This window comes from Rhizobium sp. PL01 (assembly GCF_033447125.1).
Classification (GTDB): Bacteria; Pseudomonadota; Alphaproteobacteria; order Rhizobiales; family Rhizobiaceae; genus Pararhizobium.
Genome location: NZ_JAWQUM010000005.1, coordinates 206,699 through 223,711 on the forward strand (window position 1 = coordinate 206,699; position 17,013 = coordinate 223,711).

Sequence of the window (17,013 nt, forward strand, 5' to 3'; positions counted from 1 at the left end):
AGTGCGTGTTGAGATGGTCACAGTTGCAATAGTTTTGTTCTCGCGTCGTTGTAGCTCTGTCCGGATCGGTACCGGAACTCCCGGAAGGCGGGGATTTGCCTTTCTGAAGCCCGGATTCCGATCAAGGCCGATGAAAGAGGCGAAGTACGATGAACGGATCGCGATCAAATACTCCACGTCCCGGCGCCCAGTCTTATGGCGACAGGTCGTCCCTCGACGCGTTGAACCGCACGATCGAGGGGTTGGAAGCGCGTATCGAAGGATTGATGGGAACGGCTGGGCGTGATCCGCGGGGCCGTGACCTGACCGATGGTCCAGCCGCGGTTGCCGATCCGATCACCGAAATCATGCAGCGGCAGCGGACACTGACGGCCACGCGGGAACGCGATGCCGTTCGTGACCGTGACGTCGTTCGCGAACGCGACCCTGTGCGGGAGCGCGACGTCATCCGAGACCGCGTCCAGCAACGTCCGGAACTACGCGCCTATGAAGAGCGCAGTGTTCCGGCGTTCCAGCCACCAGTCCAGCCCCGCCGCGAGCTGCCGGTTGCCCCACCGCTCAGCGAACAGTTGCGCAACGAGGTTTATCGCAGCGAGCCGTTCCGCCGTGAGCCGATCCGCCCGGAAGGCCTGCGCCCAGAGAGCCTGCGCCAGGAAACCGTTCGCCAGCGTCCGGAGCCTGTTCGCAGCGAGCCGCTGCGCTCTGAACAATACCGCAGTGAACCGCAGCGCCCTGATCCGGCCATGGCCGAGATTGCTCAGGCGCTGGTTGGCCTGCGTCAGGAATTGAAGAAGGACATTGCTGACGGACTTTCCCGCGAGATGACGACGCTGCGCGCCGAAATCCGTGGCATCACCGCAGATGCGGCGCAGGACCAGACGATGGCGGAGGATATCCGCAGCGATCTGCAGCGCCTTTCCGACAGCATCAACCAGCTCGGCCGGCAGGCATCGCCGTCGCAGGCCGATGCGCTGAAGGTCGAGTTCGACGAACTGCGCGTCATGATCGATGGTCTTGCCCGCGAGGACAGCGTTCATCGGATGGAAACGCGCTGGACTGGCGTCGAAGACCGGATGAATGCCTTCGATACCAACCGCGACGATGAACTGGTGGCACTCGCCTACCGGCTTGACGAAATCAAGTCGCAGATCGGCTCGATGAACAGCGGCCCGGCCATTCATGCTCTGGAGGACAAGCTGATCTCGGTCGCGCAGGCGATCGAAATGATCGGCCGCCATATGCAGCCGGACGATCGCCAGATGGCGTCGCAATTTGCCGATCTGGATGCACGTCTCGACGAAATCAGCCGCGCGATTGTTGCCAGCGGCCGTGCTGCGGTTCCAGACAACGCTGGCGTCACCCGCGTCGAAGGCCGTCTCGCCGACCTGTCCCGCCAGATCGACAGCTTGCAACGGCCGGCTGACAATGGCGTCGGTGCGCGCATCGAGGCTCTGACGGCCCGTGTCGAGGAACTGGCCAACGAAGAGGCCGCCGTACGCCTTGAAGAGCGCCTTGAACAGTTGTCGCTGATGCTGGAGCGCTCGCAGAAGGCTTCCGCTCAGCCCGACCTGACCGGATACCTCTCCGATATTTCCCGTAAGATCGACGCGCTCGACCAGGGCTCGGTCAATGATGCGCTTGCCGAACGTCTCGACGATCTCGCCCGCCGGATCGACCAACTGGACGCGCCGCAGACGTCCTATGTCGGCGATGCCCGTTTCGACCGGCTCGAAGGCCAGCTGGCGGATATCGCCATCCGCCTCGAGGAAACCCACGCGGCTCCCTATGACGACAGCGAAATCCTGCGCAGCCTGCAGGACCAGATCGCCAACCTGTCGAGCCTTGTCAGCCTGCCGCGCGAAATGGCGCCGGCTGCTGTCCCTGCCGAATTCGAAGGCCGGATGAGCGCGCTCGAGGATTACCTGGCGACCAGCGACGAATACATCATCGAGGCAGCCCGCCAGGCGGCCGAAGCGGTGATGGAAGCCTATTCGAAGAACGGCATGGGCCAGACCGCTTCCGGCGGAACGGACATGGCGGCGATCTCGGCGCTTGCCGACGATCTCAAGGTTCTGGAAGACATGAGCCGCTCAAGCGAGGAGCGTACGGCGCGCACGTTCGAAGCCCTGCACGAAACGCTGGTTCATATCGCTGAAAAGCTGGAGCGGCTGGAAGAGCGTGGCCAGGAACAGGACGCACCCCGCGCCTTCGGTTCGCGCGGCCAAGACAGCCAGGCGCAGATGCCCCGCGCCACACAACCGGTTTTCGAGACGCAGGACGATCCCTTCGCCGAAGCTGATTTTGGACGCCGTTACGAAGACCTGAAGCGCGACATGCACGGGCTTACCACCGAGGCGGAGCCTGCCAACCCATCGCGTGAAGAGGTGGCGGAAGCCGTTGCCGTCGTCGCCGAGCAGGCGGCCGTGCATCCGAGCGATATCAAGACTGCGCCGGTTTCTACCAGCAAGCCCAGTCTTCTTGCCGGGATTGCCAAGCGGTTTACCGGCAAGCGGGCGGAGCCTGTTCGCGCCGTCGAACGCCAGGTGATCGACCCGACACCGTCGATCGATGCGGCTGACGCCATCGAGCCGGATGTGGCCAACCAGCTGCTGGAGCCGGGTTCCGGCGTGCCGGACGTCAAGAAGATCCTTGAGCGGGTTCGTGCTGGCCAGAGTGGCCGCAACGCGCCGCCGAGCGAAACGGACAAGGCGGACTTTATCGCTGCTGCCCGCCGCGCCGCGCAGCAGGCCGCCGAAGAAGTCGATACGATGAACCGCGGCAAGGGCGGCGCCAGCGCATCCCCGATCGGCGCTTTTTCTCGCAATCGCCGTCCCATCCTGATGGCGGTCGGCGCCGTGCTTCTGGCGATCATGTCCTATCCGCTGGTCAACACGCTGATCCGCGGTGAACAGGCGCCTGTCGATGCGCCAGTGGCCGCCATCGAGCAGCCGGTAAGCAACGAAATGCCGATGGCCGGCGAAACACCGGCAATGGCGAATGTGGCTCCTGTGACAGAAGGCGCCGATAACGACGTCGAGCCGCTCACCGCGTTGCAGCCGCAGGCCGAAGGCCAGACGATAGGACAGCTGGAGGGGCCTGCGTCGCAGGCGATGCCACCGGAAACCTCAGTCTCCGAAACCGCACAGCCGGAAGCCAAGCTGCCGGATGCTGCGCAGGCCATGCCGGAAACCGGAGCGGTCGACAGCCGGATGCTGGCGCCGCTCATCGAAGGTTCTACACCGGAAACGGCAACGGGTCTGGATACGGCAAAGGACGCGGCCAGCACGGCAGCGGCCCAGCCTGCCGCAGACGCCGCCGCGCTGACCGTTCCCGCCGACATCAAGCCCGAGGCACTAGCCGACGCTGCCAGGAAGGGTGATCCGCTCGCACTGTTCGAAATCGGTGCCGTCTATACCGAAGGCCGTGGCGTCAAGGCCGATCTCGTCCAGGCGGCGAAATGGTATCAGCGCGCTGCCGATGCTGGCGTCACGCCTGCGGAATATCGTCTCGCCAGCCTCTACGAAAAGGGCACCGGTGTTAACCGTGACTTGGCGAAGGCACGGGCGCTCTACCTGCAGGCCGCCGAAAAGGGCAATGCCAGCGCCATGCACAATCTTGCTGTGATGCTGGCCAGTGGCGGTGCCGCCGCTCCCGATTTCGCCGGTGCCGGCAAGTGGTTTTCCATGGCCGCCGATCGCGGTATCCGTGACAGCCAGTTCAACCTCGCCATCCTCTATGCGCGCGGCAACGGGGTGAGCCAGGATCTGGAAGAGTCCTACAAGTGGTTCTCGATCGCTGCCCGTGACGGCGACGCCGATGCCGGCCAGAAGCGTGACGAAGTCGGCAAGGCCCTGAAGCCCGACCAGCTGAAAAGCGCCAAGGCGAAATTCGACGCCTGGAAGCTGACGCCGCTCGACGCCAAGGCCAACTCGGTCGACGTGCCGGATACCTGGGTCGGCAAGGGCACGAAGACCGCCTCGGTTGATATGAAGAAGGCGCTGCGCAATATCCAGGCGATCCTCAACAATAACGGCTTCGACGCCGGCAAGCCGGATGGCGAGATGGGTCAGAAGACCGTCTCTGCGATCAAGGCCTTCCAGAAATCGATCAACCAGGAGCCGACCGGGCAGATCACCGACGCGCTGGTCAAGGAACTTTTGAAGCGGAACGGCTAAGGTATGCTGTGCCCATTCGGGCACAGGCCGGCGATTTGATCTGTCGCGGCTCAGAACGGCGTCTGCGGCCGCAATAATGCCGCAGACCGGCCGGACACCGGGACGTGCTTCGCGTTAGGGTTAAGGCCTGCAAAAGGTTGACAGGCAATAACCCGGGGCGCATGACGGAACGACGTTGAATTCACGATTTTAACAATTGGTTTTCAAGACTGTTCCATTCCTTATCTCCCGTGGTGAATCACTTGCCACTTTGATGTTTTCCGCCCGCCTTGCGGGCTATTGGCATATTTAGAGGTCTGGCCGTGACGGTGTATCTGCCCATTGCAGAGTTGTCGGTGAACATTTTCATCATCCTCGGAATGGGCGCGGCCGTCGGCTTTTTGTCCGGCATGTTCGGTGTCGGCGGCGGCTTCCTGATCACGCCGCTTCTGATCTTCTACAATATTCCACCCGTCGTTGCCGTTGCCACCGGTGCCAACCAGGTCGTCGCATCCTCGATCTCCGGCGCCATCACCCATTTCCGGCGCGGCACGATCGATATCAAACTGGGGACGGTGCTGCTCTGCGGCGGTCTCGCCGGCGCGACGGTCGGCATCTGGCTGTTTTCGCTACTGCGCCGCATCGGCCAGCTCGATCTGGTCATCTCGCTCGCCTATGTCGTGCTCCTCGGCTCGGTCGGTTCGCTGATGCTGTGGGAGAGCATCCGGGCGTTGCGCCGGGCGGCCAAGAACGAACAGGTGACATTGAGGCGGCCGGGCCATCACAACTGGGTTCACCGCCTGCCGCTGAAGATGCGGTTCAAGAAGTCCAAGATCTATCTCAGCGTCATCCCGATCGCCGTGCTGGGCTTCTGTATCGGTATCCTGACATCGGTGATGGGCGTCGGCGGCGGCTTCATCATGGTGCCGGCGATGATCTATCTCCTGCGTATCCCGACCAATGTCGTCGTTGGCACCTCGCTGTTCCAGATCATTTTCGTCTCCGCCTATACCGTCATCGTCCAGGCGACGGCCAACTACACCGTCGATATCGTGCTTGCCTTCGTGTTGATGATCGCCGGTGTGATCGGCGCACAGTATGGTGTGCGCGTTGGTCAGAAACTGCGCGGCGAGCAGCTGCGGGCCTTGCTGGCGCTCTTGGTCCTGGCCGTCGGCATCCGTCTTGCCATCGAACTGGTGATCCCGCCGCAGGAAGTCTATTCGATCGTATCCGCGGGGCTCGGCTTCTGATGCGGATTTTCTCGCGCGCGCTTTTTGCTGGTTTTCTGTTTGCCGCACCGCTTGCCGTGCAGGCGGAACCGATCGACTTCACCGAAAAGCTGGATATCGGCATCTCCACCGACGAGATCGCCATCACCTCGGATTTCCGTGGCGCCGACCTGACGATCTTTGGCGCCATCGATGGTGCCGATCCGGGGCTACTGGCACAGGGCAAATACAACATTGTCGTGGCGCTGGAAGGACCGAAGGAAAATACGACGGTGCGCAAGAAGGAGCGCGTCTTCGGCATCTGGATCAACACCAATTCGATGACCTTCGAAAAGGTGCCGGAATCCTATTCCCTGTCGAGCACGCGCGATATCGAGACGATCGCGCCGCCCGGCGACATGAACAATATGGGTATCGGCGTTGATCATATGCCGCTGACGCCGGTCGGCTTTATCGGCGACGGCAGCAACCTCACCGAATTCCGCGACGCGTTCCGGCGGCTACGGGAAACCACCGGTGTCTACCAGCGTGATCCCGGCGGCGTGCAGTTCATCAGCTCCAGCCTGTTCAAGGCGTCGCTACGCCTGCCGGCCGACGTGCCGAACGGTTCGCATATCGTACGCGCCTATCTGTTCCGCGACGGCCTTTTCGTTGCCGCCAAGGCGCTGGAACTGCGTGTCGTCAAGACCGGTCTGGAGCAGGCGATCACCGCCGCAGCACACGAACAGCCGTTTCTCTACGGTCTGGTAGCGGTGCTTCTCGCTGTCATCACGGGCTGGCTGGCGAGCATCGTCTTCCGCAGGGATTAACCGGATCCCGCTTTGCCTCTTCAGGAAAACAGGCTATTTGCGATCGAAACATCAGGAGACTGAGCCATGAAGCCGATTTTCGTCCAGCTGCAATGCGCCCCCGGCAAGACCTATGAGGTCGCCGACGTGATCTACAAGAAAGAGATCGTCTCGGAGATGTATTCGACCAGCGGCGATTACGACCTTCTGATCAAGGTCTATGTCGATGAAGAGCAGGATATCGGCAAGTTCATCAACGACAACATCGCCACGGTGCCTGGCATCACCCGGTCATTGACGACGCTGACGTTCAACGCGTTCTGACATTTCAGCCGTTTTCAACCTCGTAGGTGAGGATCGTCGCTCCAGCGGCGGTCGTCGATGTGGTCGCAAGTTTCAAGGCTGTCTTGTCGCGGCCGGGCTTGAAGAACGGCGTGCCCTTGCCCAGCAGCACGGGGACGATGCACAGCATGATCTCATCGACGAGACCCGCCTTGAGCAGGGTGTCGCAGAGTTCGGCGCTGCCAAAGACGCGGATCGGTTTCGTCGCGGTCTGCTTTAGCCGCCGCAAGTCCTCGACGATCTCGGCGGTGACCGTCGTGTTGTTCCAGTCGCTCTCCGTGATGGTCCGCGAGGCGACGAGCTTCGGCAGGCCGTTCATGAAGTCCTTGACGACGCTGTCCTCGTCCGCCGTCGTCCAATAGGCCTTCATTCCCTCATAGGTGATGCGGCCGAAGACGAGCATCTCGGTTGTCGTGCCGAACGTCTTCGATAGAGCGTCCAGTTCCGGTCCCCAGGCGCGGCCGTGAAATTCGAGATTCCATTTTTCAGCGCCTTCGAAATAGCCGTCAAGCGTCACAAGATTCCAGATGCACAGCTTGGCCATGGTCATTCCTCCCAACCCAGTCTTGTTAAAAACTGGCTCAGGATGAATAATCCGATTGCAGATTGCAAGCGGTATTTCAAGGTGATTTGGGGTGTTGGGGAAGTGGATCGGGTGACGAGGAAAAGTTCGTAGAGCGGCTCCATCGGCTTGTCGCCGAGATACTGCCCAACGACGTAAGGTGCTGCGCGGTCCACCAGATCTCAGCTGTTCAGCCGGTCATTGAAGACGCTTGCGTTTAAAGCGTTTTGAGCAGGCCGGCATGCCGCCGGAACGGATGATGGAGCCCGCTTTTATAAATTCTGGCGCTTGACCTTGGCTTGTAGTTCGGCAACTCTACCCGAATAACGGGTGGGGGATGCATGAGTTCGATCGAGGAAAGTCTGCGCGCCATTTCTGAGCGTGTGAAATCTCATTCAAGCACGATGGTAACGGAGGAAGCGGTCAAGACTGCCGTCGTTTTGCCGTTCCTGCGGTCGCTAGGATACGATGTTTTCGATCCTAGCGAGGTCATCCCGGAATTTACCGCAGATGCTGTTGGCAAGAAAGGCGAGAAGGTCGATTACGCAATCAAGATCGATAGCGAAATTCGCATTCTTATCGAATGTAAGCCGATCTCAGTTGCGCTTGAGAAAAAACATCTGGATCAGCTTTATCGATATTTCAGCGTGACCAATGCAAAATTTGCCATCCTGACAAATGGCCGGACATTCAATTTCTACACAGATCTTGAAGCACCCAATAAGCTGGATACACGCCCATTCTTCGTTTTCGACATCACCGATTTCAACGCCAGTATCGTGGTGGAACTCCGAAAGTTCGAGAAGGCCTCCTTCGATGTTTCGGCCATTCTCGCGACCGCAGAGCGGCTTAAATACACCTCTGGCGTCAAGCAGGTCATTTCCAAGCTTGTCGAAGAACCCTCCGAAGAATTTGTGCGCATGATTGCCGGCGGAATTTATGAAGGGCGGATGACGGCACCGATACGCGAAATGTTTACCGGCGTGGTCCGTACCGCATTCCGGGAAGTCATCATGGATACGGTAAAAAACCGCCTGTCGAGCGCGCTTGCCGACACGGTTGAGGTGATCGAAAAGATTGACGAGCCCGTCGCAGACGATCCCGAGGTTGTCACCACGGAGGAAGAGCGCGAAGGTTACATGATCGTGAAAGCGATCGTTCGGGACACCGTCAGTTCCAAGCGCGTGGTGATGCGCGACCAGAAGACCTATTGCGGGATATTGCTTGATAACAACAACAGGAAGCCCCTCGCGCGCCTTTGGTTCAATCGCTCAGTCAAATACATAGGCCTGTTTGATGGGGAGAGTGAGGAGCGATTGATAATCGATTCTCTTGATCAAATTTATGATCACACCGACCGGCTACGTGCTACTGCGAAGAAATATGACGTAGCGCCGTCTTGATGGAGCAAGCGCCGCAGTTTCGATTAAACTGAATGCGTCTTTCTACAGGCGTTCCTCCAGAATCTCGGCGGTAAAATTTCTGCCACCGTAGAAAATGCCGAGAATGATCACGTTTTCATTCTGCACTGTGAAGGCGACGCTGACCCGTCTCTTGTAACCGATGACGCGCAGCCCCGGCGCGAGTTCGACACGCTCTGTGCCGCGCTCCGGAAAATCAGAGAGTTTGGAACAGAAAGCGTGGATGCCGGTGACAAAATTCCAGGCGGTAACTGGATCGGCTTTCTCGGCAAGAGTGTCGTAGAGCACGTTTAGCTCTTCTTCGGCTTTGGGGTGGAGAAGAACCTTGTATTGCATCGCCTATTTTGTCTTGGCGATGTGGGCTTGATGTCGTGCTTTCAACCGGGAAAAAGCATCTTCAAGTGAGATTGCCTGATCTGGGTTCACGCGGACATCCTGGAGGCGTGACGGAATTTCTTCTCGCAGCCAACGTTCACGTGCGGCTTCGAAGTCTTCCAGCATCCGCAAGCCGGCGCGGACGACTTCGCTGGCGTTGTTGTAACGGCCGGATTCCAGTTGCGCCTGAATAAAGCGCTCGTAATGTTCGTTCAATGCAAAGCTTGCCATTGGGAGCCTCAGGCACGAAATGATAACTGTTGTTAATAGTTATCACAAACGATGCTGGAGTGAAAGCCGCCGGTCACCCCAGCAAATTGGCAAACCGCACCGAATAGATCCGGTCCCGTCCCAGCATATGGGCGACAAGGCTCTGGTGGTCGAAGAGGCCGCGCATGGCCTGGTGGCGAAGGTCGAGGCCGCCGGTGGTGACGCCGAAGGCGGGCATGATCAGGCGGCGGCCATCGGTGGCAAAGCAGGCGCGGCGCATGTATTTTTCGCGGCGGCGCACGGTAGCAGATGGATGAAGATGGCCGGCAATTTCGCCCGCGGTCGCGTTCAGCGCCGGTTCGTGGCGGAAGACCAGGCCGGAATGGTCGAGCTCGTCCATGGATGAGCCGGGCAGGCCGGTGGTGCCGTCGGGATCGTGGTTGCCGTTGATCCAGATCCATTCCCGGCCGCGCGCCATGGTTTCGATCATGGCGCGAAACAGCTCGGGCATCAGCGCCGAGCCGACGCGGTCGTGAAAATTATCGCCCAGGCTGATGACGGTTTTCGGATTATGCCGGGAAATGACGGCATCGAGAATGCGCAGCGTCGCGAGTGTATCGTAGGGCGGCAGCATCATGCCACGCCGGGCAAAGGCCGAGCCCTTTTCCAGATGCAGATCGGAAACCACGAGGGTGTCGAGGTCAGGCAGATAGAGACCGCCGAGCGGATCGCAGACGCCGATGACACCGTTGACGACGATGCGGGCCGACAATGCCGGATTGTCCGGAAGGGCAGAAATGGCATGGACGATGCGGTGCATAGGGGTTCCGGCGCGGCGTTATTTTCAGTGTCTGACCAAGGTTTATGGCGATGCCGTGGCCGTCACATCCGCAAACAGTTCGTCGGCGGCTTCGGCAAGCAAAAAGTCCTGCGCATCGCCATTGACGGCTTCCTTGCCGATTTCGAGCATGACCGGAACGGCCAGTGGCGAAATGCGATCGAGCGGGCGGTGCGTGATATGGCCCTTGATTCGTGACAGCATATCGCCAAGCCGTTCGATCTCCAAAAGTCCGGTGGATGCGTCGTTGCGGGTGGCTTCGAGCAGGATGTGATCCGGCTCATGGCTGCGCAAGACGTCGTAAATGAGATCGGCGGAAACCGTCACCTGCCGGCCGCTCTTTTCCTTGCCGGGATGGCGCTGGTCGATCAGCCCGGCGATAACGGCGCAATTGCGGAAGGTGCGTTTCAACAGGAAGCTCTCGTTGAGCCAGGCTTCAAGGTCGTCGCCCAGCATGTCTTCGTCGAACAGGTCGGCAAGCTGCGGACTTGCTGTGCTGAAAGCATGGCCCAGATCCTCCAGCCCCCAGATAGCCAGCGAATAATCGGTGGCGACGAAGCCGAGCGGCTTCAGCCCGGCGCGATCAAGCCGCCGGGTCAGCAGCATGCCGAGCGTCTGGTGGGCGAGCCGCCCCTCAAAGGCGTAGATCACCATGTAGTGGCGGCTGCCGCGCGGGAAAGTCTCGATCAGCAGCTCGTCCTCCTTCGGCAGCATCGAGATGTCCTTCTGCAGGGACAGCCAGTCGCGCACCTGTTCAGGCAGGTTCGAATGGCGGCTCGGGTCCGCCAGCATCTTGCGCACCTGCTGGGCGAGATAGGTGGAGAGCGGAAACTTGCCGCCATTGTAGGAGGGAACCTTGGGGTCGAGCTTGTATCCCTGGCTGACCAGACACTCGCTTTCGCGGATGCCCTCAAAGCGCAGCACCTTGCCGGAAAACAGGAAGGTGTCGCCGGGCGACAGCATCTCGATGAAATATTCCTCGACCTTGCCAAGTGCCATGCCGCCGCGCCCAAGGGCGCCACGGGCGTTGTGCTTGACCATGCGCACATTGAGCATGGGGGATTCGATGATCGTCCCGACATTGAGCCGGTACTGCTGGGCAATCAGCGGATTGGACACGCGCCAAAAACCTTCGGGTGTCTTGCGGATTTTGGCGTAGCGCTCATAGGCGCGCAGCGCGTAGCCGCCGGTGGCGACGAAATCGACGATCCGCTCGAAGGTTTCCCAGGATAGATATGCATAAGGGGCGGCGCTGGTGATTTCGCTGTAGAGCACCAGCGGATCGAAGGGGGCGGCGCAGGCCATGCCCAGCACGTGCTGGGCCAGCACGTCGAGCGCGCCCTTGCCGACAGGCGGCGTGTCCTGCGCACCGATATAGTTGGCGTCCAATGCCGCCTGGCATTCCATTACCTCGAAACGGTTGGCAGGCACCAGGATGGCGCGGCTCGGTTCGTCCATGCGGTGATTGGCGCGGCCGATGCGCTGGGCAAGACGCGAGGCGCCCTTCGGCGCTCCTACATGGATGACCATATCGACATCGCCCCAGTCGATGCCGAGGTCGAGCGTGGAGGTGGCGACGACGGCGCGCAGCTTGTTTTCCGACATCGCCGCTTCGACCTTGCGCCGCTGGCCGACATCGAGCGAACCGTGATGCAGCGCGATCGGGAGATTATCGTCGTTGATGGTCCAGAGCTCCTGGAAGACGCGTTCGGCCTGGCTGCGGGTGTTGACGAACAAAAGCGTGGTCTTCGTCTCCCCGATCGCACGGTAGATATCGCCGATGGCGTAGGCGGCGGAATGCCCGGCCCAAGGCACGCGCTCGTCGGTGCGCATGATCGAAATTTCCGGCCGGGCACCGCCGGTGACGGTGATCAGACCGGCATGATTATTTTCGCCGGTCTTTTGCGGCGCCAGCCAGCGCTGCAGGTCCATCGGGTCGGCGACGGTGGCGGACAGGCCGATGGCCTGCATGCTGGGGGCGAGTTGGCGCAGGCGCGCAAGACCGAGCGAGAGCAGATGTCCGCGCTTGGACGTGACCAGCGAGTGCAGCTCGTCCAGCACCACGTATTTCAGGTCTTTGAAGAACCGCTCGGCTTCGCCATTGGCGAGCAGCAAGGCCACCTGTTCTGGTGTCGTGAGCAGGATATCCGGCGGGTTGAGTTTCTGGCGCTGGCGCTTGGCGGCGGGCGTATCGCCGGTGCGGTTTTCGATGCGCACGGGCAGGCCCATGTCTCCGACCGGTTTCATCAGGTTGCGCTCGATATCGACGGCCAACGCCTTCAAGGGCGAGATGTAGAGCGTGTGAATGCCGGTGAAGGCGGAGCCCGGCGGAATTTTTCCGCGTTCTGTCAAGGAGACCAGCGATGGCAGGAAACCGGCCAGCGTCTTGCCAGCGCCGGTCGGGGCGATCAGCAGCATGCTCTCACCGCCCTGCACGCGGGAAAGAAGCTCCAGCTGATGCGCACGCGGTTGCCAGCCCTTTTCCGCGAACCAGCGCAGGAAAGGTGGGGGCAGGAGCATTTGCGTCTCAGCGCGCAGAATGGAATCGATCTGGTTCACGCGAACAAATGTAGATCAAATATGGTGGATTTGAAGAGCCGGGTTTGCGATGCCGGGCTTCTCTGACCATGCCGGACGAACGATCGGACTGAGTTTGAGAAATCTTGCGCCTGCAAGGGAACGTTTCCGCTCTCCCCGCGTTGAGAGTTTCACGCCAAAATAAAAGAGAGCCAGTCAAAAAGGGAGAGGGGCATGCCGTCGTCCGCACGTGGTGAAACCGTCATTCCGCCAGATCAGCACATCCTGACAGTGCAGGAGGCGCTTGAGCCGCTCTATCAGAGGCTTGAGCGGGAAGTGGAAAACAGGTTGGTGGAAGCAGCCGTCGATGCGGGCTGGTCGCCCTATGACGCGTTGAATGCGATCGATCAGCTGAAAAGGCATGACGGCCTGCAGTGATGCCGCCGGTCCCGCCGCTCACGATTGCGGCGTAAACACCGCGCATGGAGCGGCGATGCCGCGCAGGCCGTGCTCCCCGAGCGGGATTAGCGGCTGTTTTGTTTCTGCCGCGAAGGCGCCGGAGACCAGTACCGTGTGTCCGAGCGGCCGGCACAGGCCTTCCAGCCGGCTGACGAGGTTGACGGCGGGACCGATGGCGGTGAAGTCCAGCCGGTCGGCCGTGCCGATATTACCCCAAAGCATGTTGCCCAGGTGCAGCGCCACGCCGAATGATAGAGGCGGAGCGCCTTGTGCTGCGCGGACGGTCTGGAGATGGTCCATCCCGGCGCGGGCGGCAGCAACTGCGCGTAGAGCTGCGTCGCAGGCTGCAGCAGCGTCACGTTCGCCGATCGGGAAGATTGCCAGCACGCCGTCGCCGATGAATTTCAACACCTCGCCGCCGAACGCATGGACGGCACCGGCGACACGGTCGAACCAGGCGTCGAGGGCTGCGATCACGTCTTTCCCATCAGTCGTTTCTGACAATTCGGTGAAGCCGCGCAGATCGGCAAACAGCAGCACCGCCCGGATTGTTTCGCCGGGATCGCGGCGCATGCGGCCGGCCAGAACCTGTGCCGCACTGCGCCGGCCGAGATAGGTTGTCAGCAGTGCCGATAGGGTCGAGCGGGCGGCGAGAAGTGCAAGCGGGGCTGCGGCAAAGCGCGCGACTTCGCGCAGCAGTTCGGTCTCTGTCTCGCTGAATGGGCGGTCTGCCACCCAGGACAGCATCGCCCCATCGGACCGGCCGCCAGCGAAATCCTCCTGAACGCTACCGGCGCCAAGGTTGCCCAGCCAATTGCGGGCGATATTGGTTGGTTGGGCAGGGCCGGGGTCGAGGGGACCGGCCAAACCCAGCGCTTCGATCACCCGTCCGGTATCCGCCCGCCAGAGCCAGATGCGCCGCTCGATGACGGGGTGGGGCGCTGCCTGGGTGAGCGCGCCGCCAGTGAGCGGCAAGCCATCGGCGGCCAGCCGTGCGGCAAGTGACGTCAGGAACGCATCACCATCAGGCGCATCTATTGCCTCATCAATCAGGAAGGAAAGAGCAGACGGCAATCGCATGGGGACATCATGCAATGGTGCCAGCCTCCTGTCACGAGATTTTGCTTCTTGCACACCGCCCGGCTTGGCTTAGATTGAACCCATTAGAATGCCATCATGTCCAGAACTGGAAGGTCATCCCGATGACGGAAACACTTCGCAGTGAAATCCAGATCGCAGCGCCGCAGGCTACGGTCTTTGCGTTTCTGACTGACCCCGACAAGATTTTGCGCTGGATGGGGACTTCAGCGACGGTCGAGCCGCATGCCGGCGGTATCTATCTGCTCAGCATGAATGAGAAACAGACAGCCCGAGGCCAATTTACCGAAGTCATTCCGGTGCACCGCCTGGCCTACAGTTTTGGCTGGGAGGGACACGACACGGTGCCGCCCGGTTCCGGCCTGATCGAGATCGACCTCATCGAGAAGGACGGCGGCACGCTGGTGCGTCTCTCCCACAGCGGCCTGCCCGACGAGAAGGAGCGTGCGAACCACGAAAAGGGCTGGACCCACTATCTGCGCCGGATGTCCATCGCAGCAGCGGGCGGCGATCCCGGACCGGATAGCATGCACGGGTAACGGGTCTGCGGTCGACCATGCGTGCCGTCACGCCTGCTGTTCGGGATGTCTCGCGGCTGAAGTGAGCTCGGCCAGTCTTTATGCCGATGCCCCATCGTTCCAGCGCCGCTGCATTTCCTCCGGTGTGACCTGCTCGATCGTCTGCGACAGCATCCAGCGATGGCCGAAGGGGTCGAGCACCTGCGCGACACGCTCGCCAAAGCTCTGATCGGTGGCGGCGCGCAGCAGCATTGCTCCGGCCGCGAGAGCCTGCTCTACGGCTGCATCCGTCGAGCCGGTGTCGATATGAAACGTTACCGGCGATCCGCCGATCGTGTCGGGCGACAGGGCGCCGAAGTCGGGATATTCATCCGCGAGCATCATCACGGTTTCGCCGAAGCGCAGTTCGGCATGGCCGATCCGCCCATCGGCAGGGTCGGTCATTCGGAATATTTCCTCGGCGCCAAAGGCCTTCTTGTAGAACTCGATGGCTTGGGCGGCATTCTTCACGACGAAATAGGCACTGACTTTGCGGGCAACTGTCGGCATCGGATGCTCCTCCTTGACTGGATCGTATATTAACGTTACGTATCGTAATGATATGAGTCAAGATACAAACATGATACCGAAAAAACGGGGACGTCCGCCGAGCGAGGCCGCGCAGAAGCGGGCGCTCGAGGCTGCCCATGATATCCTGATGGCAGAAGGTTTTGGCCGCCTGACGATCGAGGCTGTGGCGGCCCGCTCCGGCGTCGGCAAACCGACGATCTATCGCAGCTGGGCGAATGCGCAGGAGCTGGCGATGGCCGCGCTCTTGGTCACTTCGTTGCCGGATACGGAGGTGGAGGGTGCGACGGCGCAGGCAGCACTCGGTGCGCAGATGCGCGGACTGGTGACGGCATTTGCCAGCACGCGCGGGCGCCAGATCACCATGGCGCTGGCCGCCGCGGACCCGGAAAGCGAATTCACCAGGGCATTCCGCAATCAGGTGATCCTGTCGAGCCGGAATGCCGGCCGGGCCATATTGGAGCAGGCTCTGGAAAGCGGCGAGATCACCCGGCCGATCGATCTGGAGGCGCTGCTCGACATGATCTACGGGCCGGTGTTCTTCCGGCTGCTGGTCGGGCACCGCCCGGTGTCGCTGGAGTTTGGCGATGCGGTGGTTGCGACCGCTCTGCAAGCCGTTGCCTTGCCGTAGCAGCCCCCTAGCCGGTTACATCGCGATGTAGCGATCCTTGCGGTGGTTCATCGCCAGCGTGACGTTCATGACGACGGCGCCGGCGATCGAGCAGGCGATGATGAATGGGCTGGCGAGGAAGAACGAGCAGGCGACGATGGCGCCGTCGAAACCAAGTTGTACGAAGCCGGCGCGCCAGCCGAAACGATCTTGAAGGTAAAGCGCCAAAATGCCGACGCCGCCGAGGCTGGCGCGGTGGCGGAAGAGGGCGAGCAGGCCTGCACCGACCACAAGCCCACCGAACAGCGCGCCGATCAGCGGATCGACATGAGTGATCCCCAGAGCGCGGGGCAGAACCTCGGACATGGCCGATGTCAGCGCGACAGCGATGAAGGTCTTCACGGTGAAGGCAAGGCCCATGCGCCGGAAGGCCAGATAGTAGAACGGCAGGTTGACGGCAAAGAAGCAGGCGCCGAAGCTGAAACCCGTTGCGTAGTGGACCAGAAAAGCGATACCCGGCGTGCCGCCGGTCAAGAGGCCTGCGCTCGACAGAAGCGTGATGCCAAGCACGGCCAGCATGCTGCCGGAGATCACGCCCTGCGCATCATCGACGATGGAATGGCGCTCGGCGCTCGAATTCGTCAATGCCGCCAGGGCTGATTTTGCAGGTGTTGCCATCATCGTCGCAGTCTCCAGTCGCGTATAATTTGCCTTTCTATCCGCCGCTTTTGCGAACGCAAGCTTTGTCGCGGATTTCTCCGCTTGACGTCCCGAATAATCGTGGATATAAATTGTCCACGATAGAAAAAGGAGGCAAGGCCATGAAGATGGGGGAGGGGGTCGAGCAGGCTATTCACAGCGTCGCCATGCTGTCCGGCCTCACTGAAGGCGGTGTGCTTTCCGCCGCCGCGATCGCCGAGTTTCATGGTGTGTCGACCAGCTATCTGCTCAAGCATCTGCAGTCGCTATCGGGCGCCGGCATTCTCGATACGGTACCCGGCCCGAAGGGTGGATACCGGCTGGCACGGCCGGCGGGGAAGATCACGCTGCTCGATATCGTGCTTGCCGTCGAAGGTTCCGCGCCGGCCTTCCGGTGCGGCGAAATCCGCCAGCGGGGTCCAAACCCCGTCGCCAATCATTTCTTTTCTAAGCCCTGCAATATCTCGGCCACCATGCTGAGGGCAGAACGTGTCTACAGGGCGGAACTGGCCAAGACCACGGTTGCCGATCTCGGCGTGCAATTGGCCGAAATCGACGACGGATCGATCGCAGCAAGAGGCTGCGCCTTCCTTGAAATCCACGAACGCAAAACGGCTCGCTGAGCC

The 17,013-nt window shown here is 61.0% G+C and carries 18 protein-coding genes; 9 read left to right on the forward strand and 9 right to left on the reverse strand.

Translation table 11 applies throughout. From position 1 onward, the window contains the following. Positions 1–149 precede the first annotated feature (149 nt). The 4 genes from R6X40_RS14210 to R6X40_RS14225 all read left to right on the forward strand — a co-directional run bounded on the left by R6X40_RS14210 (position 150) and on the right by R6X40_RS14225 (position 6,495). Entirely contained in the window at positions 150–4,175 is a 4,026-nt protein-coding gene (locus R6X40_RS14210) for a peptidoglycan-binding protein (RefSeq protein ID WP_318414444.1), read from the forward strand. Positions 4,176–4,477: 302 nt separating this feature from the next. After that, the gene (locus R6X40_RS14215; RefSeq protein ID WP_318414445.1) at positions 4,478–5,404 is read left to right on the forward strand and encodes a sulfite exporter TauE/SafE family protein; all 927 of its coding nucleotides are present in this window, start codon (positions 4,478–4,480) and stop codon (positions 5,402–5,404) included. Next, positions 5,404–6,192 carry a TIGR02186 family protein gene (locus R6X40_RS14220; RefSeq protein ID WP_318414446.1) on the forward strand — a complete coding sequence of 263 codons (789 nt, stop codon included), beginning with the start codon at positions 5,404–5,406 and terminating at the stop codon, positions 6,190–6,192. Before R6X40_RS14215 ends, R6X40_RS14220 begins: the two co-directional genes overlap by 1 nt. A gap of 66 nt (positions 6,193–6,258) precedes the next feature. Then, positions 6,259–6,495, forward strand: coding sequence for an Lrp/AsnC ligand binding domain-containing protein (locus R6X40_RS14225; RefSeq protein ID WP_318414447.1), 237 nt, complete (start codon positions 6,259–6,261; stop codon positions 6,493–6,495). A 4-nt stretch (positions 6,496–6,499) separates the two neighbouring features. Here R6X40_RS14225 and R6X40_RS14230 read toward each other — a convergent pair whose 3' ends face one another. Further along, positions 6,500–7,057 carry a dihydrofolate reductase family protein gene (locus R6X40_RS14230; RefSeq protein ID WP_318414448.1) on the reverse strand — a complete coding sequence of 186 codons (558 nt, stop codon included), beginning with the start codon at positions 7,055–7,057 and terminating at the stop codon, positions 6,500–6,502. Positions 7,058–7,059: 2 nt separating this feature from the next. Next, positions 7,060–7,251, reverse strand: coding sequence for a hypothetical protein (locus R6X40_RS14235; protein WP_318414449.1), 192 nt, complete (start codon positions 7,249–7,251; stop codon positions 7,060–7,062). Between the two features lie 165 nt (positions 7,252–7,416). On the opposite strand from R6X40_RS14235, the gene R6X40_RS14240 reads away from it, so the two are divergent. Further along, positions 7,417–8,478, forward strand: a complete 1,062-nt coding sequence (locus tag R6X40_RS14240; RefSeq protein WP_318414450.1) for a type I restriction endonuclease — start codon at positions 7,417–7,419, stop codon at positions 8,476–8,478. Positions 8,479–8,520: 42 nt separating this feature from the next. Here the strand turns inward: R6X40_RS14240 and R6X40_RS14245 are convergent, their stop codons facing one another. The 4 genes from R6X40_RS14245 to R6X40_RS14260 all read right to left on the reverse strand — a co-directional run bounded on the left by R6X40_RS14245 (position 8,521) and on the right by R6X40_RS14260 (position 12,439). Further along, the gene (locus tag R6X40_RS14245) at positions 8,521–8,832 is read right to left on the reverse strand and encodes a type II toxin-antitoxin system RelE/ParE family toxin (protein ID WP_318414451.1); all 312 of its coding nucleotides are present in this window, start codon (positions 8,830–8,832) and stop codon (positions 8,521–8,523) included. Positions 8,833–8,835: 3 nt separating this feature from the next. Next, positions 8,836–9,102 (reverse strand): type II toxin-antitoxin system ParD family antitoxin, encoded by a 267-nt coding sequence (locus tag R6X40_RS14250; RefSeq protein ID WP_318414452.1) that lies wholly within the window; start codon positions 9,100–9,102, stop codon positions 8,836–8,838. A gap of 73 nt (positions 9,103–9,175) precedes the next feature. Continuing rightward, positions 9,176–9,901, reverse strand: a complete 726-nt coding sequence (gene pdeM / locus R6X40_RS14255; protein ID WP_318414453.1) for a ligase-associated DNA damage response endonuclease PdeM — start codon at positions 9,899–9,901, stop codon at positions 9,176–9,178. A 42-nt stretch (positions 9,902–9,943) separates the two neighbouring features. Next, the gene (locus R6X40_RS14260) at positions 9,944–12,439 is read right to left on the reverse strand and encodes a ligase-associated DNA damage response DEXH box helicase (RefSeq protein ID WP_318414454.1); all 2,496 of its coding nucleotides are present in this window, start codon (positions 12,437–12,439) and stop codon (positions 9,944–9,946) included. A gap of 231 nt (positions 12,440–12,670) precedes the next feature. Here R6X40_RS14260 and R6X40_RS14265 point away from each other — a divergent pair, with 231 nt between their 5' ends. Then, a complete protein-coding gene (locus R6X40_RS14265) occupies positions 12,671–12,874 on the forward strand; it encodes a hypothetical protein (protein ID WP_318414455.1) in 204 nt (67 codons plus the stop codon). 18 nt (positions 12,875–12,892) lie between these two features. On the opposite strand, the gene R6X40_RS14270 is transcribed toward R6X40_RS14265, so the two are convergent. Beyond that, positions 12,893–13,975, reverse strand: coding sequence for an adenylate/guanylate cyclase domain-containing protein (locus R6X40_RS14270; RefSeq protein ID WP_318414456.1), 1,083 nt, complete (start codon positions 13,973–13,975; stop codon positions 12,893–12,895). 122 nt (positions 13,976–14,097) lie between these two features. Between R6X40_RS14270 and R6X40_RS14275 the strand changes: the two genes are divergently transcribed. Continuing rightward, the gene (locus R6X40_RS14275; protein ID WP_318414457.1) at positions 14,098–14,532 is read left to right on the forward strand and encodes an SRPBCC family protein; all 435 of its coding nucleotides are present in this window, start codon (positions 14,098–14,100) and stop codon (positions 14,530–14,532) included. A 78-nt stretch (positions 14,533–14,610) separates the two neighbouring features. On the opposite strand, the gene R6X40_RS14280 is transcribed toward R6X40_RS14275, so the two are convergent. Next, complete coding sequence (locus R6X40_RS14280) at positions 14,611–15,060, reverse strand: VOC family protein (protein WP_318414458.1); 450 nt, start codon at positions 15,058–15,060, stop codon at positions 14,611–14,613. A gap of 52 nt (positions 15,061–15,112) precedes the next feature. On the opposite strand from R6X40_RS14280, the gene R6X40_RS14285 reads away from it, so the two are divergent. Continuing rightward, positions 15,113–15,709, forward strand: a complete 597-nt coding sequence (locus tag R6X40_RS14285; RefSeq protein ID WP_318414459.1) for a TetR/AcrR family transcriptional regulator — start codon at positions 15,113–15,115, stop codon at positions 15,707–15,709. A gap of 15 nt (positions 15,710–15,724) precedes the next feature. Here R6X40_RS14285 and R6X40_RS14290 read toward each other — a convergent pair whose 3' ends face one another. Then, entirely contained in the window at positions 15,725–16,366 is a 642-nt protein-coding gene (locus R6X40_RS14290) for a YitT family protein (RefSeq protein ID WP_318414649.1), read from the reverse strand. A gap of 143 nt (positions 16,367–16,509) precedes the next feature. Here R6X40_RS14290 and R6X40_RS14295 point away from each other — a divergent pair, with 143 nt between their 5' ends. Beyond that, entirely contained in the window at positions 16,510–17,010 is a 501-nt protein-coding gene (locus tag R6X40_RS14295; protein WP_318414460.1) for an Rrf2 family transcriptional regulator, read from the forward strand. The last annotated feature ends 3 nt before the right edge of the window (positions 17,011–17,013 follow it).